This is a genomic window from Frankia sp. R82 (genome assembly GCF_023716925.1).
Lineage (GTDB): Bacteria > Actinomycetota > Actinomycetes > Frankiales > Frankiaceae > Frankia.
Genome location: NZ_JAMQQG010000001.1, coordinates 159132 through 180920, shown reverse-complemented (window position 1 = coordinate 180920; position 21789 = coordinate 159132). Strand labels below are relative to the sequence as shown.

The 21789-nt window shown below is 70.9% G+C and carries 17 protein-coding genes and 1 pseudogene; 7 read left to right on the top strand and 11 right to left on the bottom strand.

Annotated elements, in window-relative coordinates; translation table 11 throughout:
* Both ND747_RS00785 and ND747_RS00780 read right to left on the bottom strand, forming a co-directional pair.
* On the bottom strand, positions 1 to 1049 hold a 1049-nt coding region (locus ND747_RS00785), incomplete at its 3' end, for a DEAD/DEAH box helicase (RefSeq protein WP_285899746.1).
* 23 nt (positions 1050 to 1072) lie between these two features.
* Positions 1073 to 1960, bottom strand: a complete 888-nt coding sequence (locus ND747_RS00780) for a MerR family transcriptional regulator (protein WP_374216115.1) — start codon at positions 1958 to 1960, stop codon at positions 1073 to 1075.
* A 118-nt stretch (positions 1961 to 2078) separates the two neighbouring features.
* On the opposite strand from ND747_RS00780, the pseudogene ND747_RS00775 reads away from it, so the two are divergent.
* A pseudogene (locus tag ND747_RS00775) lies at positions 2079 to 2860 on the top strand (SDR family oxidoreductase).
* 100 nt (positions 2861 to 2960) lie between these two features.
* Here ND747_RS00775 and ND747_RS00770 read toward each other — a convergent pair.
* The 4 genes from ND747_RS00770 to ND747_RS00755 form a co-directional block, all read right to left on the bottom strand.
* The gene (locus ND747_RS00770; RefSeq protein ID WP_251730945.1) at positions 2961 to 3845 is read right to left on the bottom strand and encodes a slipin family protein; all 885 of its coding nucleotides are present in this window, start codon (positions 3843 to 3845) and stop codon (positions 2961 to 2963) included.
* Positions 3846 to 4241: 396 nt separating this feature from the next.
* Positions 4242 to 6077, bottom strand: coding sequence for an alkyl/aryl-sulfatase (locus tag ND747_RS00765; protein WP_251730944.1), 1836 nt, complete (start codon positions 6075 to 6077; stop codon positions 4242 to 4244).
* 385 nt (positions 6078 to 6462) lie between these two features.
* Positions 6463 to 8190: a protein kinase gene (locus ND747_RS00760; protein WP_251730943.1), complete on the bottom strand. Its 1728-nt coding sequence runs from the start codon at positions 8188 to 8190 to the stop codon at positions 6463 to 6465.
* 61 nt (positions 8191 to 8251) lie between these two features.
* A complete protein-coding gene (locus tag ND747_RS00755; protein ID WP_374216111.1) occupies positions 8252 to 9004 on the bottom strand; it encodes a serine/threonine protein kinase in 753 nt (250 codons plus the stop codon).
* Between the two features lie 413 nt (positions 9005 to 9417).
* On the opposite strand from ND747_RS00755, the gene ND747_RS00750 reads away from it, so the two are divergent.
* On the top strand, positions 9418 to 10125 hold the full coding sequence (locus ND747_RS00750) for a M23 family metallopeptidase (RefSeq protein WP_251730941.1): 708 nt from the start codon (positions 9418 to 9420) through the stop codon (positions 10123 to 10125).
* A gap of 119 nt (positions 10126 to 10244) precedes the next feature.
* Here the strand turns inward: ND747_RS00750 and ND747_RS00745 are convergent, their stop codons facing one another.
* Together ND747_RS00745 and ND747_RS00740 are read right to left on the bottom strand one after the other, a co-directional pair.
* Positions 10245 to 11171, bottom strand: coding sequence for a M48 family metalloprotease (locus ND747_RS00745; RefSeq protein ID WP_251730940.1), 927 nt, complete (start codon positions 11169 to 11171; stop codon positions 10245 to 10247).
* Positions 11168 to 11626 carry a BlaI/MecI/CopY family transcriptional regulator gene (locus ND747_RS00740; protein ID WP_251730939.1) on the bottom strand — a complete coding sequence of 153 codons (459 nt, stop codon included), beginning with the start codon at positions 11624 to 11626 and terminating at the stop codon, positions 11168 to 11170. Before ND747_RS00740 ends, ND747_RS00745 begins: the two co-directional genes overlap by 4 nt.
* Before the next feature lie 172 nt (positions 11627 to 11798).
* Here ND747_RS00740 and ND747_RS00735 point away from each other — a divergent pair, with 172 nt between their 5' ends.
* The 5 genes from ND747_RS00735 (at position 11799) to ND747_RS00715 (ending at position 15670) form a co-directional block, all read left to right on the top strand.
* Entirely contained in the window at positions 11799 to 12806 is a 1008-nt protein-coding gene (locus ND747_RS00735; protein ID WP_251730937.1) for an ABC transporter ATP-binding protein, read from the top strand.
* The gene (locus ND747_RS00730; RefSeq protein ID WP_251730935.1) at positions 12803 to 13684 is read left to right on the top strand and encodes an ABC transporter permease; all 882 of its coding nucleotides are present in this window, start codon (positions 12803 to 12805) and stop codon (positions 13682 to 13684) included. The genes ND747_RS00735 and ND747_RS00730 overlap by 4 nt, the downstream gene beginning before the upstream one ends.
* 5 nt (positions 13685 to 13689) lie before the next feature.
* The gene (locus ND747_RS00725) at positions 13690 to 14208 is read left to right on the top strand and encodes a hypothetical protein (RefSeq protein WP_251730933.1); all 519 of its coding nucleotides are present in this window, start codon (positions 13690 to 13692) and stop codon (positions 14206 to 14208) included.
* 281 nt (positions 14209 to 14489) lie between these two features.
* Positions 14490 to 14957, top strand: coding sequence for a DUF6153 family protein (locus tag ND747_RS00720; protein WP_251730932.1), 468 nt, complete (start codon positions 14490 to 14492; stop codon positions 14955 to 14957).
* A gap of 89 nt (positions 14958 to 15046) precedes the next feature.
* A complete protein-coding gene (locus tag ND747_RS00715) occupies positions 15047 to 15670 on the top strand; it encodes a DUF305 domain-containing protein (RefSeq protein ID WP_251730931.1) in 624 nt (207 codons plus the stop codon).
* Positions 15671 to 15814: 144 nt separating this feature from the next.
* Here ND747_RS00715 and ND747_RS00710 read toward each other — a convergent pair whose 3' ends face one another.
* The 3 genes from ND747_RS00710 to ND747_RS00700 form a co-directional block, all read right to left on the bottom strand.
* Positions 15815 to 17086, bottom strand: coding sequence for an APC family permease (locus ND747_RS00710; protein ID WP_251730930.1), 1272 nt, complete (start codon positions 17084 to 17086; stop codon positions 15815 to 15817).
* Positions 17087 to 17097: 11 nt separating this feature from the next.
* Entirely contained in the window at positions 17098 to 18645 is a 1548-nt protein-coding gene (locus ND747_RS00705) for a Na+/H+ antiporter (protein WP_251730929.1), read from the bottom strand.
* A 191-nt stretch (positions 18646 to 18836) separates the two neighbouring features.
* Positions 18837 to 21566 carry an ATP-binding protein gene (locus tag ND747_RS00700; protein ID WP_251730928.1) on the bottom strand — a complete coding sequence of 910 codons (2730 nt, stop codon included), beginning with the start codon at positions 21564 to 21566 and terminating at the stop codon, positions 18837 to 18839.
* Between the last annotated feature and the right edge of the window lie 223 nt (positions 21567 to 21789).

The window sequence follows — 21789 nt, the reverse complement described above, 5'->3', positions numbered from 1 at the left end:
GTGCAGATCATTGATCCGTCGGACGGCCGCGACACCCGCACGGTGACCAGCGAGCCCAGCCCGCGGGCGTGGTCCATCCGCGGGGAGCGGGCCAGGCCGGCGTCGACGACGACCCGCACGCCGGGCACCGTGAGGCTGCTCTCCGCGACCGCGGTGGCCAGCACGACCCGGCGACGCGGGCCGGCGCGCAGCACCGCGTCCTGTACTCCGCCGGTCTGGCGGCCGTGCAGGGTGAGCACGTCGACCGCGCTGCGGTGCCCGGCGAGCCGGCCGGCGACGGCGGCGATCTCACCCGCTCCGGGCAGGAACACGAGCACATCCCCGGACGTCTCCCGCAGCGCGCGCCCGACGGTCGCCCCGACGTGGTCGAGCAGCCTCGGGTCGACCCGCAGACCGTGCGCCGGGGTGATCACCCCGGGTGGGGGCGCCCAGACCACGTCGACGTCGTGCATCGAGGCGTCGGTCCCGATGACCGGCGCGGGCTCGCCGGGCGCACCGAGCATCGCGGCGAGCCGCCCGGTGTCGGCTGTCGCGGAGGCGGCGAGCAGGAGCAGGTCGGGGCGCAGCGCGGCGCGGACGTCGAGCAGGAACGCGAGCGCCAGGTCGGCGTCGAGGCTGCGCTCGTGGCACTCGTCGAGGATGACCGCATCGGTACCGGGCAGCTCGGGGTCGCGTTGCAGCCGCCGGACGAGCACTCCCGTCGTGACCACCTCGACCCTGGTGGACGGCCCGGCCCTGCGCTCGCCGCGGATCGTGTAACCGACCGCGCCCCCCACCTCGCGACCACCGGCGAGGCTGGCCATCCGCCGTGCCGCGGCGCGGACGGCGATCCGCCGCGGCTCGACGACCAGTACCCGGCCGGGCACGTGGTCGGCGAGCGCGAGCGGGACGAGCGTCGTCTTACCTGTGCCCGGCGGGGCCACCAGCACCGCGGCCCCGCCGGCCCCGCCCGACCCGTGCTGGTCGTGGGCGGTCAGCGCGGCGACGAGCGCTGGCAGCGCGGCTCGGACCGGCAGGTCCGCCCCGGCAACCGTGAGGTCGGGCAACATGTGCCCAGTGTCCTCGGCTCACCTCACGGCATACGCAGTGAAGCCCGAACCGGCGACTGTCCTGACGCGCGCAGCCGGGGGACCTGGACCGGGACCGGGACCGGGTGAGTGGGGTCGCCGAGGCGACCGGCCTGGTTGGCACCCCAGGACCGCGGTGCGGGGTCGTCATGTGGGCCGATCGAGTAGATCTCGTGGACAGGTTCGTCGACGGCGAGGGCATGCTCGACGACCCAGGCGCCGAGCCGGCCGTAGGTGACATCGATGTCGTCGTGAGTGCCGTGATGAACGGTGGTGGCCAGTTCGACGGCCGGCAGGGTCCGTGGGGTGACGCGGCCCCGGGTCGGTGGGGCGACGGCCGGCCGGTAGACCATGACCATGCCACGGCCGAGGGTGAACAGCTCGTTGTCATAGCAGCCGCCGGGAGAGCCGAGTGGTTCGAGCCCGGCCAGAGCCGCGTCGAGCTCGGCCGTCGCTTCGGCGTACCACGCCAGCACCTCGCTCCGGTCGACGGCGCCGCTGATCGCGGCGACGGTCCGGGCCGGGAGGGAGCACAGCCGTGCCTCAAGGCCCGCGATGTCGGGCCGCAGTAACTGACGCAGCGAGGTGACGGCGGCCCGAGTGCGGTCGAGCACGGCTTCCAGCCGGTGGAGACGGCCGGTGATCAGCTCGGCCCGCGCGTGCGGATCCTCGGTGGCGAGGATCCTGGCCACATCGGCCAGCGGCAGGTCCAGCTCCCGCAGCCGGTGGATCACCTGGGCGGACGGGATCTGCTCGGCGGTGTAGTACCGGTAGCCGCTGTGCGGGTCGACCGAGGCGGGCACGAGCAGGCCGCTGTCGTGGTAGCGGCGCAGCGTCCGCACGCTCAGGTGGGTCAGCTGCGCGAACTCGCCGATGGTCAGTCCCGGCCACATCCCCACATCGTGCATCCTCTCCGTCTCGCGCGGTTCCGCCGTCAGGAGCTTGACCCTCTCCCGGGGGGAGACCCCACGCTGGCCGCATGACACCCACCTCGAATCCGGGCAGGCCGCGATGACCATCAGCGACCGGCTCGACGGCCGACGCGCGCTGGTCACCGGGGCCAGCAAAGGCACCGGCGCCGCCGTCGCCGACCGACTCCGTGCGGCCGGGGCCACCGTGCTGGCCACCGCCCGTACCCGGCCGGCCAGGCCGAGCCGGAGCTGTTCATCCCCGCCGACCTCAGCACCGTCGAAGGCGCCGCCGCCGTCGTCGACCAGGTGCGGGACCGGTTCGGCCCGCTGGACATCGTGGTGCACACCCTCGGCGGATCGCACGCCCCACCGGGCGGTTTCGCCGCCCTCACCGACCGGCACTGGGACCACGCGCTACAGCTCAACCTGCTCGCTGCCGTCCGGCTGGACCGGGCACTGCTGCCGGCCATGATCGACACCGGTGGCGGAGCGGTCGTGCACGTGGCGTCCATCCAACGGCGCATGCCGCTGCACGAGGCAACCCTCGGCTACGCCGCGGCCAAGGCCGCGCTGACCACCTACAGCAAGGGTCTGGCCAACGAGGTCGGTCCGCACGGCATCCGCGTCAACGTCGTGTCCCCTGGCTTCATCCGGACCGCCGGCGCCGACGGCCTGATCGATCGCATCGTGGCGAGCCGGGCCGTCTCCCGGGAGCAGGCGCTGGCGCAGATCATGGACTCCCTCGGCGGTATCCCGCTCGGCCGCCCCGCCCACCCCACCGAGGTCGCCGAGCTCGTCGCCTTCCTCGTCTGCGACCGCGCGGCTGCCGTGACCGGCGCGGAGTACACCATCGACGGCGGCACCGTACCGACCGTCGGCTGACCCGCTACCCGCGAGGACATTCACCTGCCCGCGTCGGGTCGGGACCCGGCTGGCGATGTGGTCGCCGGACAGCGAGCCGGCGATGTCGGGCCGGCGGGACTCATCGTTTCGTCAGATCGGCGTGACCGTTGCCGCTGGCGTCAGGCACGGCGGGCGTGGTGGGGATTTCGTCCGGGCCCTGGCCGGACGCCGGGGCGCTGACCGACAGCCCGGCCGCGTTCGACTCGCGGGTGAGGAAGGTGCCGAGCTCTGCGATGGTGCTCATCAAGGGGGCCGGGAACACGACGGTGGTGTTCTTGTCGACGCCGATCTCGACCAGGCTTTGCAGGTTGCGCAACTGCAGGGCGAGTGGATGGGCCATCATCGTGTCCGAGGCGTCGCCCAGCGCGGCGGCCGCCAGCGACTCGCCCTCAGCATTGATGATCTTGGCGCGCTTCTCCCGCTCGGCCTCGGCCTGCCGGGCCATCGCCCGCTTCATGCTGTCGGGCAGTTGGATGTCCTTGAGCTCGACCAGGGTCACCTCGACGCCCCAGTCGGCGGTGGTGACGTCGAGGATCTTTCGGATGTCCAGGTTGATCCGGTCGGTCTCCGACAGCGTCTGATCCAGCGTGTGCTGGCCGACGACCTTGCGCAGCGTGGTCTGGGCGATCTGGTCGATGGCCGCGTGGACGTTCTCGATCGCCACGACCGACTTCACCGCGTCGACCACCTTGAAGTAGGCGACCGCGGAGACGTCAACGCTGACGTTGTCGCGGGTGATGATGCCCTGCGACTGGATCGGCATCGTCACGATCCGCAGTGATACCCGGTGCAGCACGTCCACCAGCGGAATAATCATCCTTAAGCCGGGCTTACGGTCGCCGATCACCCGTCCCAGCCGGAACAGCACGCCGTCCTCGTACTGCTTGATGATTCGTATCGACATCGCGGCGGCCAGGAGGATCAGGACGGCAAAAACGATGAGGAAAATGACCAGGATCTTCATGGCGGTGCGCTCCAGAGAAATGACGATCGCGAGAGGTCAGGTTCCAGTCCGGGTTCTGAGCGCCGCTTCCGGATTCGACGGAGGCCAGCCGAACCAATATTCAGTCGATGTCCGCATCGACTGGGATGCCGGCCCACTATGAGCCAGGATTGAGGACGGCGGCGGTCGGCCAGTGCGTTCCGGGCCAGTGCGTTCCGGACCAGCTGAACATCTCAGTGTGCTTGACGCTACTCGCCTGTACCTGTATATGGCAACCCGCGGACAGATCCCCGGGCTCCGCGGATCGCGGGCATGCAGGTCGGCGGGGCTGGGACGTCCCATGTCTGGTCGGTCACCGGCTGGTCGGCCTCCTTGCGGCGATCGGCGGTGCCGGCCGACCGGTCCGCCGCCGTCCGGCTACGGCTCGATGATGTTGAAACGGGGATCCCCGGGATCGAGTACGCCGAGGAGCCGTCGCAGTGTTCCCTCGTCACCATCGAACGAAAGCCCGGCGCCGCGGGCGGTGTCGAGGTCACCGGCGGCCAGGTGCGCGATGGCCACCCGCGGCACGGTGATCGTCAGTGCGACGTCCCCCGGACCGTCCCGCACCGGGGTGAACACGCCGTTGGCCAGTGTCGTGCGGAAGGTCGACCCGTGGTCGGGGAACACCCAGCGGATCGCCAGGTCGAGCTGCCATGCCCTGGGCCCGTCCACCTGGACCGCGAGCGTGTCGAGGAACATCTCCGGCGGCAGCTGGGCGACCAGGTCAGGTGAGTTGGTCGCGGCGGGCGTGCCGAAGTTTCCGTCGCGCAGTTCCAGCGCGCCGGACAGGTAGCTGTTGCGCCAGGTGCCGTTCTCGCAACCGAAGCCGAGCTGTTCGAGCACGTCGGCGAGCAGGGCGCGGCCCTCCTTGTGGTCGGGCTCGGCGAACACGACATGGTCGAGCACCTGCGCCGCCCACCGTAGATCACCCTGCTCGGTCGACCGCTGCGCCTTTTCGACCACGGCATCGGCGCCGCCCATGAAATCGACGTAGCGGCGCGCGGCCTCCGCCGGGGGGTGCTGCCACAGCCGTGCCGGGTTCCCGTCATACCACCCCATATAGCGCTGGTAGATGGCTTTGACGTTGTGGCTGACCGATCCGTAGTAGCCGTGCGTGTGCCACGCGCGCCGCAGGGCCGGTGGCAGTTCGAACGTCTCCGCTATCTCGGCGCCGGTGCAGCCCTTGTTGATCAGTCGGACCGTCTGGTCGTGCTGGTACGCGTACAGGTCACGCTGCAGCCGCAGGAACTCGACAATGTTGTCCACGCCCCATGTCGGCCAGTGGTGCGACGCGAACACGACGTCGACCCGGTCGGCGAACATCTCGATCGCCTCGGTCAGATAGCCCGCCCAGGAACGCGGGTCCCGCACCGGCGCGCCGCGCAGCGTCAGTACGTTGTGCAGCGTGTGGGTGGCGTTCTCGGCGATGCACAGCGCGCGCTGTTTCGGGAGCAGGAAGTGCATTTCCGCCGGCGCCTCGGAATCCGGGGCCAGCTGGAACTCCAGCCGGACCCCGTCGACAGTCAGCTCCTGACCGGTGTGGGTGATGTCGACCGTCGGCGGGATCAGGCTGACCGTTCCGGTCGAGGTCGTCTGCCCCAGCCCGGCTCCCACCCCACCTCGGGGCCCACGCGGCAGAACGGCGCCGTACATGTACCCGGCCCGGCGGGCCATCGCCGTGCCCGCGTACACGTTCTCGGCGATCGCGTGCGTCAGGAAACCCTGCGGCGCGATCACCGGCACCCGGCCGGCGTCGACATCTTCCTGGGTCACCACGCCCTTCGCCCCGCCGAAGTGGTCCGCGTGACTGTGCGTGTAGATCAGACCGGTGACCGGCCGGGCACCGCGCTGGGACCGGTACAACTCCAGGGCGGCCCGCGCGGTCTCCACCGAAATCAGCGGATCGACGACGATGACGCCGGTGTCGCCCTCCACGAACGAGATGTTCGACAGGTCGAGGCCGCGTACCTGGTAGATGCCGGGCACAACCTCGAACAGACCCTGGCGCGCGACCAGCGAGGACTGCCGCCACAGACTCCGGTGCACGGACTCCATGCTGTCGCCGGAAAGGAACGACGTATAGGAGTCGTTGTCCCACACCACCGTTCCGTGTTCGTCCTTGACCACACCGGGGTTCAACGTCGCGATCAGACCACGGCCCGCGTCAGCGAAGTCCCGTCGATCGTCGAAGGGAAAATCCGCGTCACTCATATCGCGTCTCCCAATATCGTTTCTCGACACCGGAGGGTGCACTGACTCGGCTCTCTGGAGAATCCCGGTCAAGCAGGACTTCGTGGGTTTCGGGTGGTGCGAAGACACTGGCAGAAAAATCCGAACATCTCCGACGGAAGGTGCCGGTGAAGCGTCCTGCGTGTACCAGCGTCAGCCACAACGTCGCCCTCGGCAAGTCGACCCCATGGAATGCTCGACCCGACGGTGGCGTGGAGGTCGATCCCGACCTCGGGTCGGAAACGCCGGTTGCCCACGGTCCCCGACAGCATGGGCATGATTGTCACGAGCGTGGGGATCCGGACCGGTTCCCCGTCTACTCAGCCGTCCTCCGACCGTCCGCTTCTCGAGCTGCACAACCGCTCGGTCAGTCTGTCACGGTATGCCCTTGTGGATCATAGCGGACGCGGAACTCGCGAACCCGGGAGACATATTCGAGCGTGGTAGGCGGGGGACCACCGGTGCGGACGACGGCGGTGGCGGATGTCCGGTACGCGGCGGCGAGTAGAAGGCCGGGGTCACCATGGACCCCGGCAAGCCTCGGCCCGAGAAAACACAGGAAGCACCCGACTGCCGGGATCGAGATCTCCGGAGGGAACGGCGGGCGCGGATCGGTGCCGCGATTCCCCGCGGGCAGGTAATTGCGCAGAACCGACGGTGTCCATCGGGCTATGCCGTACTCGTCGTGAGCCGGGTCCGACAGGTTCGGGTCGAAGTTGCTCTCGACCCGCAGCATCGCCGCGACCAGTGCGGGGCTCAGACCCGGTTCCCGACAGGCGCTGCCGGCATCGACGATGAGCTGCCGGTAGGCGTCGGGTATCCCGGCGTCGGTGCGCAGCAGATCACGTTGGTACGGCTGCGCCGACGACGCCGCGGCAGACGACGTGGCCGAGGGGAACGCGGCCGAGGGGAACGCGGCCGAGGATGTGGCGGCCGGGGGTGCGGCGGCCAGAGACGGTGCCCTGCCGGCCAGGCGCGCGGGCCGTGCATCGTCGGTGTCGACGGCGCACGTCACCAGCGTGGCGGTGGTGCCCGTGAGCAGCGTTGCGGCCAGGACGGCAAGGCGGCGCCGCCGGCCGAGCCGCCGCCACCACCGCGGTCGCGGCGGGGCCGGATCCCGTGGGCCCGTGCCGTTGAGGTCACGCATCCGGGCCAGCAGGGAATCGGCCGTATGCGCCCGGCGGTGGTCATGGGTGGGGGCGAGGCAGTCGCGGACGACGTCGTCCCAACCGGCGGGGAGCCGGCTGGACAGGGTCAGCGGCGTGGCGCCGGCGCAGTAGCGGGCGGCCGCGAGAGCCCGTGTGTGCCCGGTGGCGCCGTCGAACGGGTGCGCGCCGCTGAGCAGCAGATGTGCGGTGACGCCCAGAGCCCAGATGTCCGCTGTCGGACGGATGGCGAAGCCACGCTCGCCCAGGCGTTCCTCCCATCGTTCGGGTGGGGCGAAATCGGGGGACGCGACCGGCGGCGCGTAGGCGTGGGTGCCGTGCAGTTCGTCGGCCAGGCCCAGGTCGGAGAGCTTGACGGCTCCGTCCGCCATCATGAGCACGTTCGCGGGTTTGAGGTCGCCGTGCACCCAGCCGGCGCGGTGCAGGTAGGCGAGGCCCGCGCAGATCTGCTCGACGAGTCGCGGTGCGTCCGGTACGGGCCCGTCGTCCGCCCGCAGCACCAGGTCGCGCAGGGAGCCGGCGGCACGTTCCATCACGATCACGACGGCCCCGTCCAGGACCGGCCGCGCGGGATCGTCGACGATCAGCGTCTCATACGCCCTGATCAGCCTGGCGTGCGCGAGCAGCCGATGGTTGCGGGTCTCGCGGGTCGCCATGTCGGCGAGCTGGCCGACCTGGCGTGGAGTCAGCGTGCCGGTCGGGAGGAACTTCAACGCCACCTCGCGTGGTAGGTCGGCGTCACCGTCCTGGCCGCCCACCTCGCCGTGGCGGGCGGCGTACACACTGCCCCAACCGCCGGTCGCGATCGGCTCGGTCACGGTCCATCGGCCGACGCGGTACCCGCGCGGCACCTTCACCGCCCAGCCTTCCGTTGCCGGATCGGCGGCCACCGAGAAGTCGGGCCCCATATCCACCTGCTCCTGCGTCATGCGACGGTCGTGTCAGGCGACGGTCGTGGTATCTGGCCGCAGCCGGTCGCGGGCCAGGACATCAGTTGGAGGTGCGTTTCGCCGGACGGGACCGGGGTGGCAGGAGGGTGAGATGCGATTCGCGGACGAGATTGAACCGCATCGCGCGGGAAACCAGGGCCTCGCGGCGGGAACTCCCTGCCTCAGTGCTTTCTCCTGGCTCACGGAAACGTAGTTTGGTCCGCGTCAGATAATCGATGTGGAAGGCTACCGCGTCTGTGGTGATCTCCTGGCAGTTCGGTAGCGACCGGAGACGTTTCACCACGTCAGCGATGGTGGGAATGCGCACCTGGGACTCGTCGCGCAGCCGTGGCTCGCACAGCGCCAACAGCACCAGGAAATACTTCGAGGTCACGTCGAGCGGTAACGCCGAGACGGTGGGCTCGCCGTCCCCGGCCGCCGGTATCTCGAGGTAGGCGTGCGCGGGAGCGAACACCTCGAAGAAGGCGACGTCGCGCTGCCTGGGCACGAGTACCCGCGAGATCTCGAACGGCACCGGGGCGGCAACCCGACCCGGTGGGACCTTCATGTGCTCGCCGGCGCCCTCGGGATTCTCCACGACGTACGTGCTCTCGCGGCCGAGGTTACTGAGGCACCAGTGGTCGGCGGTGGCGAGGATCTCGCCGGCCAGCCGGGAGACGGCGGCGTCGGGCAGCTCCAGTTCGACCTCGGAGCCGTCGCCGCCGCGCCCGAAACGCACCCTTTCTCCGGGGCGCAGCGAGGTTACCCGCCGTCGATCGCCCGCGTGGGGTAGCGCGATCAGAACGGTTTCCACAGACGTCCTCTCTGGTCAGGAGACAGCGCTCCCGCACCTTTACAGACCCCGTATCACCCTCCCGCGGCCATGCTACGCGGGCAGACCCGGGCGGCGCTGAAAAGCGGTGTCGCGATCCCGGCCGCCATCGTTGTCCGGACAACCGGTCGAACTTCCCACCGGGGCGCACCGGCCTATGTCGCACACTCTTCCGAAGCGTGCGGGCGGCGATTCGCATACCGAATAAGCCGGCGTCGCGCAACCTGCTGGCCAGGAGGTTCCGGATCGGTCCGGACCGCGCCAATCATGGCCTCGACACGGCCGGGGAGTCCGGCGATGACCGCCCGCGCCACGTGCCGTCGATGCGGTCGGCCACCGGACCTCCGGGCACCGAGTTTTCTTTGTCCCCGCCAGAACCGAGAAGAGGAAGAACCATGGATCGGTCGACGGAGCATGTATCGACAGGCCTCGCCGAGATGGTGGAGCCACCGGAATCCACCGTCCGGCGGACGCGCGGGCCCGAGGGCGCCCGACGGTCCCGGCGCTGGCTCAGACTCGCCGTTGTGGGACTCGTCGCGTCGTTCGTCCCGGCCCTGGTCGGCGTCGGCGTCGCCCGGGCCGACCTGGGCGGTGGAGCCGCCGGGCAGGCATCGGCCCGGCCGGCGTTCCAGTTGCCGTTCGCCTGCGGCACCCAGGTCCGGATGGAGTCGTTCGGGCACGCTCCCGCCGTGGACATCTTCCGGGTGCCGACCAGCGCCACCGAGAAGACCGTCCTCGTGGCTCCGGCCGCCGGCGTGGTGAAGCAGTCCTACTCGGCCCCGCAGGGTGCCGGAAACATCATTCAGATCGACCATGGTGGTAGGTGGTTCACCACCTACATTCATCTGCAGTCCCGCGCGGTGCGGGTCGGTCAGCACGTCTCCGCCGGCACCGTGATCGGCCGGGTGGGTCACACCGGTGTCACCTCCAACGGTGTGTCCCACCTGCATTTCGAGATGGCGATCGACCGCAACGGCGACGGCCGTGCCACATGGGGCACGCCGAACCAGGAGCGCGTCACCCCGGTGTTCAACGGCGTGACCTACGCCGGGCGCAACGGCCAGACCGCCCGCGCCGTCAGCCACAACTGCCCGCGTCGGTGATCTGACCGGACCTGGACCACACCCGCCTGGCACATCGCGATCACCTGGAACAGCGGGACTGCTGGGGCGTGAGACCACGCATGCCCCAGCAGTCCCTTTCCCCGCGCCGGACGGTCTCGTCAGGTCCGGTGCGCGAACGCCGCCTGCGCGTGTTCGAACCTTCGTTCGGTCGCATGGGAGGTGTCGAGGGCGGCGGCTGCGGTGGCCACCATGAGCGCGCAGAGGATGAGGGTCAGAACGGGCTGCGGTTTCGGTGGCGGCTGCTGTAGTGCCCGGGCCCGATGGGCGAGGTCGGTATGTGCGGCGCCGAGTGCCGCGCTCGGCATGGCGACTGTGCGGGCGCGGGCGAGTCCGGCGCGGGCCAGGGCCCGGACGGCGACAGCCCGGTTGCCGCTGGCCGCGGCGGCGTCTTCGTCCGCCCACCGTTCGACGGCGAGTCGGACGGCGGCGGCGGGGGATCGCAGCAGCGGGTTGGCTGCGGCGGCGAGGTCGGCGAGGTGGGTGTAGGCGTGGTGGCGGTGGTGCAGGTGGGAGTGTTCGTGGGCGAGGAGCACGCGGCGTTCGTCGGGGGGGAGCGCGCGCAGCATCGCGGTGGACACCACGATCCGGCCGGTGAGTCCGGGCAGGGTGTAGGCGTCGGGCCGGTCGTCGTCGACGATGACCAGGCCGGTGGGGGCAGGTCCGAGCCGGCGGCAGGTGAGTTCGGCCGCGGCCAGGTCCCGGCCGACGGCGATGGTCCGGCGCAGGGCGGCGGCGAGCAGACCGGCGACGACGGCGGCTGGCAGGAACCCGGCGGTGGCGGGCAGCGGGTCGTGGCCGCGGACGACGGTGGCCGACCAGTGCCCGACCGCGGCGAGCACGGGCATCGGGGCGAGCAGGGTGAAGGCCACGACCGACAGGATGAAACCGGTGGCCAGGGCGGTCACCAGGCAGGCGGCGGTGAGCAGCCGGGTGGCGGTGGCGGGAGGTAGCCGTCGACCGAGCCAGCCGCCGCCGACGGCCAGCAGCAGACTCGCGACGAACGGGACAACCGCGACAGTCGTCATCGCTGCGGCCCGCCCTCCACGCTGCCGGTGCTGTTCTCACCATCGGCGTCGCCATTGGGGTCGGCGTCGCCATCAGGGTCGGATCGGTGCGTGGTGAGGAGGTCGGCGAGGAGCTGTTCGTCCTCCGGCCGCAGGTCCGCGACGAACCGGGCAAGGGTCTCGGCCCGGTGTGGGCCGGCGCCGAGCAGGCGGGACATCTGTCGGGCGGTGAGGGCGGCGTCCAGGGTGTCCGGGTTGGCGGCCGGGGCGTAGACGTAGGAGCGGCCCGCGGGCGCCCGGGTCAGGGCGCCCTTGTCGTGCAGGCGGGCGAGGGTCGTCATCACCGTGGTGTAGGCCAGTGGTTCGCCGAGTTCGGCGAGGGTCTCGGCCGGGGTGAGTGGCCGGCCGGCCGCGGCGATCGCGGCGAGCACCTCGCGTTCGAGCGTTCCCGGCTCACGTCTGGGTTTTCTGGCCACCGCACCTCCTCGCTACTACTGGCTTGATAGTACGAAGGGTCGGGCGAGCGGGGTAGGCCGCAACGCGCCACACCTGATGCCGCAGACAGCTGGCGGCCAGCCCGCCATGGATCTCCCCGTCCGGCCGTCTACTATTCGATGAGTAGTAGACGGCTCGGCGAGGGGATGGCGGATGGTGGATGGGGTGCCGGCGGTCGAAGCCGTCGGGCTGGTCAAGCGCTTCGGTGGGCTCACCGCCGTGGATCACGTTGATCTGCGGGTGGATGTCGGCGAGGTGTACGGCATCCTCGGCCCGAATGGCGCGGGGAAGACGACGTTTCTGCGGATGCTGTTCGGGTTGATCCGCCCGGATGCCGGGACGTTGCGGGTCTTCGGCCGGACGTGGGCCGAGGCGGGACCGACGACGCTGGACGGGGTCGCGGGGTTCATCGAGAGCCCCCGCTTCTATCCGTACCTGTCCGGCCGGCGCAACCTGATGCTGCTCGCCGGCCTCGACGGCGGTGACGCGGACAGCCACATCGACCAGGTGCTCGACGTGGTCGACCTCGCCGATCGGGCGGGCGACAAGGTCGGGGGCTACTCGTTCGGGATGCGCCAGCGGCTGGGTGTCGCCGCGTCCCTGCTGCGTGACCCACAGCTGCTCGTGCTCGACGAGCCGGCCAACGGGCTGGACCCCGCCGGCATCCGGGACATGCGCGCGCTGGTCACCCGGCTCGCCGGCAGCGGGCTGACCGTGCTGCTGAGCAGCCACAACATGGACGAGGTCGAGGAGATCTGCGACAACGTCACCATCATGCGCACCGGCCGGGTGGCATACCACGGCTCGATCGACGAGCTGCGCGCCCAGGCCCCGGACCCGTCCCACCGGCTGGCGACCAGCGATGACGACCACGCGCTGCGCCTGTCCGCCGAACATCACGGCGTGTCCGTCACCGCCCATCACGCCGGTGGTCTCGCACTGCGGGCCCAGACCGCCGACGCGGACGGCTACCTCATCGCCCTCGGCCGCGCCGGCATCGCGGTACGCGCCCTGCACCTGGAGATCGCACCGCTGGAATCGCTGTTCTTCATGCTCACCGAGACCGGCTCGGCAGCCGGCTCGGCGAGCGGCTCGGCAACCGGCTCCACCTCGGCCGGCCTGCGACCCCGGTCCCACAACGTCACCGGAGCGACTCCATGACCGCGCCCGTCACCACCACGTCCACCGACGGTCCGGCGATGGTCCGGCCTCGTCCGGTCGGCCGCGGCCGGGTGATCACCGCCTACCGGTGGGAGATCGCCAAACTCGCCGCCCAGGCCCGCACCCGGGCCACCCTCGCCGTCTGCCTGGTCGCCCCGTTCGTGTTCGTGGTGCTCCTCGACCGCCAGGACCGCCTGCCGAAGGACACCCTTTACGGCCGATGGGTCCATGCGAGCGGCTTCGCCACGCCGCTGCTCATCCTCGGCTTCGCCGCCCAATGGGTGTTCCCGCTGCTCACCTGCCTCGTCGCCGGCGACATCTTCGCCAGCGAGGACCAGCACGGTACCTGGAAGACGATCCTGACCCGCTCCCACAGCCGCAGCCAGATCTTCTGGGCCAAGACTCTGGCCGCGACCACCTTCGCGACCGCCGTCCTCACCGTCCTCGCGCTGAGCTGCCTGACCGCCGGCGTCCTGCTCGTCGGCCACCAGCCGCTGGAGAGCCTGTCCGGCACCCTGCTGCCCGCGGGGCGCGCCGCCGGGCTGGTCCTCGCCGCCTGGGCCACCGCCCTGCCACCGCTGCTCGGCTTCACCGCCCTGGGGATCATGATCTCGGTGCTTACCCGCAGCAGCCCCGCGGGCATCGTCGGACCGATCATCCTCGGCCTGCTCATGCAGCTCTACGCCTTCCTCAACGGCGCCGATGCCATCCGCCACCTGCTGCTCGTCACCCCTTTCGACGCCTGGCACGGCCTGCTCGCGGCGCACCCGTACTACGGACCGCTGCGCGACGGCACGCTCGTCAGCGCCGGCTACCTCGTCCTCTGCCTGGCCGTCGCCTTCACGGCGCTGCGTCGGCGCGACATCACCGGAGGCTGACCCACATGCCCCGTCCCACCCCCGACCGGTCGTGCGGTGTCCGGGCACCCCGCGGTCGGCTGGTCCGCCGGGCTCGGCTGGCCGGCCGGGCTCGTCTGGCCGGCACGGTGGTCATCGCCGCCGCCCTGACCGCCATGCTGGTCGGCTGCTCCGCCGATGTCACCCGACCCCGAGTCGAAGGCTCGCTCGGCCCCGTGTTCGCCAACCTCTACGTCCAGCAGCAGACCCTGCTCGGTCATCCCGGACTCACCCCGACCTCCGTGGCCGCCAGACCCACCTGTCACCGCAGCACCCCCGGATCCCATGACAAGGGCGCTGGCAGCGACTGGATCTGCCAGGTCGGTTGGACCGACGGCACCGGCAGACCCCAGAGCGGCAAGTTCGAACTCCAGGTCCGCTCCAACGGCTGCTACCAGGCCGGCGGTCCCACGAAAATCATCGGACCCATCATGATCAGAAACGCTGCCGGCAAGAACGTGATAAATCCGGTGTTCGAGTTCGACGGCTGTTTCGACACCACCTGAACCCCACGTCCGGGGCGCCGCGGGACCCCGTGCCTTCGACTGTTCCGGCTGTGCCCAGGAATGGCTGTGCCCAGGGACCGCTGTGCCCAGGGACGTTGACAAACAGTTCGGGTGGTACTGCCCCGCACCGCCCACCAGCAGTTCAACGCGATGACCCGTGTTCCCGGATCCGGTATGCCGCCCCGGCGGGGTCGGCCGGGTCCGGTGCTCGTGTCCCGGCGCAGAAGGATCGGACCCATGGTCGACCAGCCGACCAGCCCCCGGCCGGGCAGACTGGATCCATGAGCGCCCGGCCCCACGGAAAGAGCACCCCTGCCGGGCTGCCGCTGTTCCTGCTTGCTGTACCTGTCCTGCTGGGCATTCTGCTCATGCACGGCGGCCTGTCCACCCACCTGGCACCCGGCCGGCACGCCGACACCACCGGCCAGATCGGGTCGTCGGCGATGCACGGGGCGGACATGTACCCCCCACCATCGGCCCTGCCGGTGCGCCACCCCGCTCCACAGCCCGTCATGACCTCGTCCGCAACGGAGATGGATCATGACGGGCACGGTGGCGCGATGTGCCTGGCGTTTCTCCGTCTGACGATCCTGCTGGTCATCGTCCTGCTGCTTACCCGGCTGTTCTCCTCGACGTCGGTGCGACGGGCAGCCCTGCGCGCGGCGTCCCCCCACCGCGGGCGGGCGCCCCCCGGTCGATCATTACTTCAGCCACCCTCACTCGCCTCGCTCTGCGTGCTCCGCCTGTAGACCGACACGTCCGGCCCGGACCTTCCGGGCTCCTGTGACGTGCGCCGAACTCCTTCGGACTACACACCTCCGGCAGACGAGGTACCAACATGAGACGACTGGCACTGCTCATCGCGGCGGCCCTGGCCGCGATCGTTCTCACCGCCTGCGGCAGCAACGGCAGCAACGGCAGCACGAACACCGGTGCCGCCGATCACAACGCCGCCGACGTCGCCTTCGCCCAGAACATGATCCCCCACCACCGGCAGGCCGTCGCCATGGCCGATCTGGCCGAAACCCGCGCCGGTCATCCGCAGGTGAAGACCCTAGCCCGTCAGATCCGCGCGGCACAGGCCCCGGAGATCGCCACCATGGTCGGGTGGCTCAACGCCTGGAAGCAGCCCACGGTGCCCCCCGTCGGGGGCAGCGGTTCCGGGCACGGTATGGGTGACCACGGCTCGACCATGATGTCGGGCGGGACCATGATGTCGGGCGGGACCATGGCCGGCATGATGAGCGACGACGACATGGCGACATTGAAGATGGCGACCGGATCCGCCTTCGACACAATGTTTCTCACCATGATGATCGTGCATCATCGAGGTGCCATCGCCATGGCGAAGACGGAAATCCGCGACGGGGTCAACACGTCGGCGACACGCCTCGCCGAGAATATTCAGAACACCCAGAACACCCAGATCGCCACCATGCAGACCCTGCTCACCAAGGTCTGACGCCCATGGAGGTGGTGGCGCGGACCATGAATCCGCGCCACCACCTCGTTTCCGTGACCACCTCGTTTCCGTGACCGCCGCGCACCCGGATTCCGATATCGCGGTCTCGTCGTTACCGGGCAGGCGGCGTGGGGGTGGGCGGGGCTATGCCCGCGGCTGGGCGGTGGTGATTCGGCGAATGCCGTGGGTGGCGGCGCCGACGGCGAGCACCGTGGCTCCAGCGACCACCGAGGACAGCGGCAGGGCGAAGGCCAGGGCCAGGCAGCCGGCGAGCCCGACCGCCGGTACGACGCGCGGTGGACGGCCTTCGTCCGGGGCGAGGGTCCAGGCACTCGCGTTCGCGATGGCGTAGTAGCCCAGCACGCCGAAGGAGGAGAAACCGATCGCCCCGCGCACGTCCGTGACCGCGGTCAGGATCGCCACCACCGCGCCGACCAGAAGCTCGGCCCGGTGCGGCACCGCGAACCGGGGATGGACCGCGGCCAGGGCATGCGGCAGGTGCCGGTCGCGGGCCATCGCCAGGGTGGTGCGCGAAACCCCGAGAATCAGCGCGAGCAGGGAACCCAGCGCGGCGACCGCCGCCCCGACCCGGACGACCGGCGTCAGCCAACCGACCCCGGCGGCACGCACGGTGTCCGACAGCGGCGCGGTGGCGTCCGCCAGCCGCTGGGGACCCAGCACCAGCAGGGCCCCGATCGCCACCGCGGCATAGACGACCAGGGTGATACCGAGGGCGGTCGGGATGGCGCGGGGGATGACGCGGGCCGGGTCACGGACCTCCTCGCCGAGGGTGGCGATGCGCGCGTATCCCGCGAACGCGAAGAACAGCAGGCCAGCCGCCTGGAGTATCCCGCCGAACGTGGCGTCCGCACCGATGTCCAACCGGGCCACGTTCGACGTGGCCGAGGTGAGGGCGGCGACCACCACCGCGGCGAGCACGGTCAGGACGACCGCGACGATCACCCGGGTGAGCCAGGCGGACTTCCGCACGCCGACGTAGTTCACCGCGGTCAACGCCATCACCGCCACCACCGCCACCGCATGGGCCTGGCCGGGCCAGACGTAGTAGCCGACGGTGAGGGCCATCGCCGCGCAGGACGCGGTCTTGCCGACGACGAAGGCCCATCCGGCCAGATAGCCCCAGAAGACACCGAGCCGCTCACGACCGTAGACGTAGGTGCCGCCCGACGCCGGATAGCGGGCCGCCAGCCGCGCGGACGACGTCGCGTTGCAGTAGGCGACCACGGCGGCGAAGGCCAGCCCGAGCAGCAACCCGGATCCGGCCGCCTGCGCCGCCGGTCCCAGTGCGGCGAAGACCCCCGCCCCGATCATCGACCCCAGGCCGATCATCACCGCGTCGAACATCCCCAACCGCCGAGGCAGCTCCCGCGATACAGCCGTCGACGGCGTACTCATGGCCACTCCTGTCAGTCGTCGCCCAGTCCGATGTCTTCCAGGTCGAGTGCGCGCTGGATGCTTCGACGCGTGGTGTCACTGATGTGTCCGGTTTCGTAGAGCCGGTTCAGCTCGGCGTTCTCCAGGGCGATGAGGTCGCGACGCAACCCCCGGTAGGAGGCCGCGGTCGGATCGGGACGCCCGTCGTCCTTGCCGGCGTCCAGCTGGTCGATTCGGTTGGTCAGCTCCCGACGGAGCCGGTCGATCACGACCTCCGGAGCCACCTCCAGACCAGTCATCTCATTCAGGCGTTCCAGGGCGACGTGGGTGATCCGCAGCCTGGTCCGGAGGCCCTCCAGGACGATGTCCTGGGGCGTGCGGGCGATGCCGGTCCGGCGCACCAGCGGGGCGAGGGTGAAGCCCTGGACGGTGAGGGTCACGACGATGACGCTGGCGGTCAGCAGGAGAACGAGCTCACGGTCCGGCAACGGGTGGCCGGCATGGTCGGTCAGCGGGATCGACAGGGCGGCGGCCAGCGGGAGGACGCCGCGCGCCCCGGCCCAGGACACGACGAGCGGTATCCGCCACGACGGGCGGGCTCCCCGGCGCCGCTGCATGGCCGCGGACAGCGGGAACACCCAGACCGCGCGGATGGCCAGGAGCATGCCGCTGATGGCCAGTGCTGCCAGCGGCCACCACGCTCCGGGCCCGGAGAGATCCCGGACCAGGGTGGGTAGCTGGAGCCCGATCAGCGCGAACACGACGCTTTCCAGCAGGAAGACGACGGTGCCGTACACGGCGTGCAGCTGTAGCCGGATGCGACTGGTGGTGATGTCAGCGGTCTGCGTGCCGAGGACGACACCGGCGACCACGACGGCGCTGATCCCGGAGGCACCCAGCCGTTCCGCCAGCAGGTAGCCGGCGTAGGGCGTCACGAGGGCGATCACGGTCTCGAGCACCGGGTCCTCGGTCCGGCGGCGGATCAGGGTGACGCCCGCGGCGACCAGTGCGCCGACCACCGCTCCGCCGCCCGCGAGCCAGCCGAACTCCCCGGCCACGTGCACCCAGGAGATCGCCCCCGAGGCGACCGCGATACCGACCGCGACGCGAAAGAGCACCAGGCTGGTGGCGTCGTTGAAGAGGCTCTCGGCCTGGACCAGTGCCTGCACCCGGGGCGGCAATGCCAGCCGACGACCCAGCGCGGAGACCGCGACGGGATCCGTGCTGGCGAGCACCGCGCCGAGAACGAAGGCCATGTCCGCCGACAACGGGGTGACCGCCAGCGCGAGCAGCCCGACGGCCGCGGCCGAGGCGAGGACGAGCCCGAGCGCGAGGACGGCCACCGGCCGCCGCACCGCATGCAGGTCGCGCCAGGACAGTTCCTCGGCCGCGGCGTACAGCAGCGGCGGGAGCACGACGGTGCTCACCACGTCCGGCTCGACCCGTACCTGTGGCACGCCGGGCAGCAGGCCCACCAGCACGCCGGCGACGACGAGCAGGGACGGTGCCGGTACCGACAGCCGGTGGGCGAACGTCGCGACGACGGTGGCGAGGATGACCAGGATGAGCACGATCCCCACGCCGGTTTCCTCCACTCCGCCCGGTTCGCACGCTGCCTGAAGCCCTGGTCCGACGAGACTCCAACAGACGGCTCTCATCAGCCAGGCTTGCGTGCCGACCAGACTTCCCGGCGCTCCGAGGACAGCCTACGCACGACGCCCGCCGCGGGTGCCTGGTCAACCGAAGACAGCCTGGGCGGTTCGGCCGGGACTCAGCGCGGCCCGGTGGGCAGTTCCGGCTGCTGTGCTGTCGGGTCGGTGAGCGCGTCCGGCGGGGTCGTGGTCGTCGGGCTGGGGGCGGCGGGCAGGGAAAGGACCATGGTGAGGCCGCCGCCGGGGGTCTCCTCGGGGGTGAGGGTGCCGTTCATGGCTTCGGTGAGGCCGCGGGAGAGCGCGAGGCCGAGGCCGACCCCGGTGGTGTTGTCGTGGTCGCCGAGGCGTTGGAACGGCTGGAAGACGGTGCCGTGCTGCGCGGTGGGGATGCCGGGGCCGCGGTCGATGACCCGCAGCTCGACGCGGTCCGCGAGGGCGCTGGCGGTGATGATCGGCGGGGTGGCGGCGGGGGCGTGGTGCAGCGCGTTGGCGACGAGGTTGACGATCACCCGTTCCAGCAGGGCCGGGTCGGCCAGGACGGCGGGCAGGTCGTCGGGGACCTGGACCCCGATCCGGCCCGCGGAGGGGCCGATCTCGTCGAGGGCGGGGGCGACGATGTCGTCGAGGCCGATGGGGCGGGAGAAAATACTGAGGGCGCCGGCCTGCAGGCGGGACATGTCGAGCAGGTTCTCGACGAGTCGGGTCAGCTTGTCGAGGGATTCGTCGGCGGTGGCGAGGAGTTCGGCCTGTTCGTCGTCGGTGAGGGTGATGTCGTGGCCGCGCAGCCCGCTGATGGCGGCCTTGGCCGCCGCGAGCGGGGTGCGCAGGTCGTGGCTGACGGCGGTGAGCAGGGCGGTGCGGACCCGGTCGGCCGCGGCGATCGGCGCGGCTTCGGCTGCGGCTTCGCGCAGGCGGTGCTGGTCGAGGGCGACGGCGGCCTGGGCGGCGAAGGCGGTGAGAATCCGCCGGTCGGCGGCGGGGAGTGATCGTCCGGTCAGGGAAAGGCACAGGTTGTCGCGGACGGGAATGTCGACCCGGTCGTCGTGGCCGCCGCGGTCGGGCGACGCACCGCTCTGTGCGACACCGCTCTGTGTGGCACCGCTCTGGGTGGCACTGTTCTGCCCGGTACCGTCCTGTACGGCGGACGGATCGGTGCCGACGGTCATGACCGGGTGCCACCTGGCCGCGGCCTGCCCGTCCCCGGTGCGTTCGAGCAGCGTCACCGAGGTCATCCCGAAGGTCTCCTGGGCGCGGGCGAGGAGGGCGGGCAGCGCGTCCTCGCCGCGCAGGACGCTGCCGGCGAGCACGGAGAGGGTGGCGGCTTCGGCAGAGGCGCGCACGGCCTGCCCGTAGCGCCGGGCGGAGGTGGAAACGACCCGGCTGACCAGGCCGGCGACGAGGACGAAGCCCAGCAGCGCCAGGGCGTTGTCGCCGTCCGCGATGGTCCACTCGTTGACCGGGGCGGTGAAGTAGTAGTTGAGCAACAGCGAGCTGGCCACGGCGCAGAGCAGCGCGGGGCCGAACCCGCCGACCAGGGCCACGGTGACCACGACGAGCAGGTAGGCGAGCATCTCCGTGGTCAGGTTGAACGTGCCGCGGCTGGCGGTGAGCCCGGCGGTGAGCGCCGGGACGAGGGCGAGCGTGAGCGCCGTGGCGATGATCCGTCGACGGGGCTCCAGGGCGGTCCGAGTGCGGGGCAACCGCCATTCGGACCTGCCGATCCGGCGTGTGTGCCCGTCCTCGACGCTCGCTGGGGCCGGTCGGTGTCCCCAGGCCTCGGCGTGGGTGACCATGTGGACGTCGATGGAGCCGGATCTGCTCGTCGTGGTCGTGCCGATGCCGGGGCTGAGGATGCGGGCGAGGCGACCGCGGCGGCTGGCACCGAGGACGAGCTGGGTGGCGTTCTCGGCGCGGGCGAAGTCGAGCAGGGCGGTGGGGACGTCGTCGCCGATGACCTGGTGGTAGCTGCCGCCGAGACTCTCGACGAGGGCTCGTTGGCGGGCGAGGGCGGAGGGGTCGGCGCCGGTGAGCCCGTCGGAGCGGGCGATGTGGACGGCGAGCAGATCGGCTCCCTTGCTGCGGGCGGCGATGCGACTGGCCCGACGGATCAGCGTGTCGCCCTCCGGGCCGCCGGTGAGCGCGACGACGACGCGTTCGCGGGTCTCCCAGGTGCCGCCGATGCCGTGGTCGGCACGGTAGCGGTCAAGCTGGTCGTCGACCTTGCCGGCCAGCCAGAGCAGGGCGAGCTCGCGCAGGGCGGTGAGGTTGCCGACGCGGAAGTAGTTCGACAGCGCGGCGTCCACCTTCTCCGGGGCGTAGATGTTGCCGTGGGCCATCCGGCGGCGCAGTGCCTCGGGGGCCATGTCGACGAGCTCGACCTGGTCGGCCCGGCGGACGATGTCGTCGGGCACGGTCTCGCGCTGCGGGACGCCGGTGATGGTCTCCACGACGTCGTTGAGTGACTCCAGATGCTGGACGTTGACGGTGGTGATGACGTCGATGCCGGCGGCGAGCAGCTCCTGGACGTCCTGCCACCGCTTGGTGTGCCGACTGCCGGGGATGTTGGTGTGCGCCAGCTCGTCGACGAACGCGACCTCGGGGTGGCGGGCGAGGACGGCGTCGAGGTCCATCTCGGTGAACGATCCGCCCCGGTACTCCAGGATCCGCCGGGGAACGATCTCCAGGTCGTCGAGCATCGCGGCGGTACGCGGCCGGCCGTGGGTCTCGAGGAAGCCGACGACGACGTCGGTGCCCCGTTCGGCCCGCCGGTGGGCTTCGTCCAGCGCGGCGTAGGTCTTGCCCACGCCGGGGGCCGCGCCCAGATAGATCCGCAGAGTTCCTCGTGTCACCTGCCCATGGTGCGGGCGACGACGCCCCGCCGGAAGGCCCGCGGCCGCTTCATCCGGCGATTTTCATGATCGGCGTTAGTGTCCTGTGAGAAAGGGTCCCGCCGCCGTTAGAAACCCGTGAGAGATCACCAAAACCGGGAGCGATCGCGCTTTACTGGCGACGCTGCCCGCTCGACCGTCCGTTCTCGGTGGTCCAGCGGGACCGGCTTTCGCCGCTGGAGAG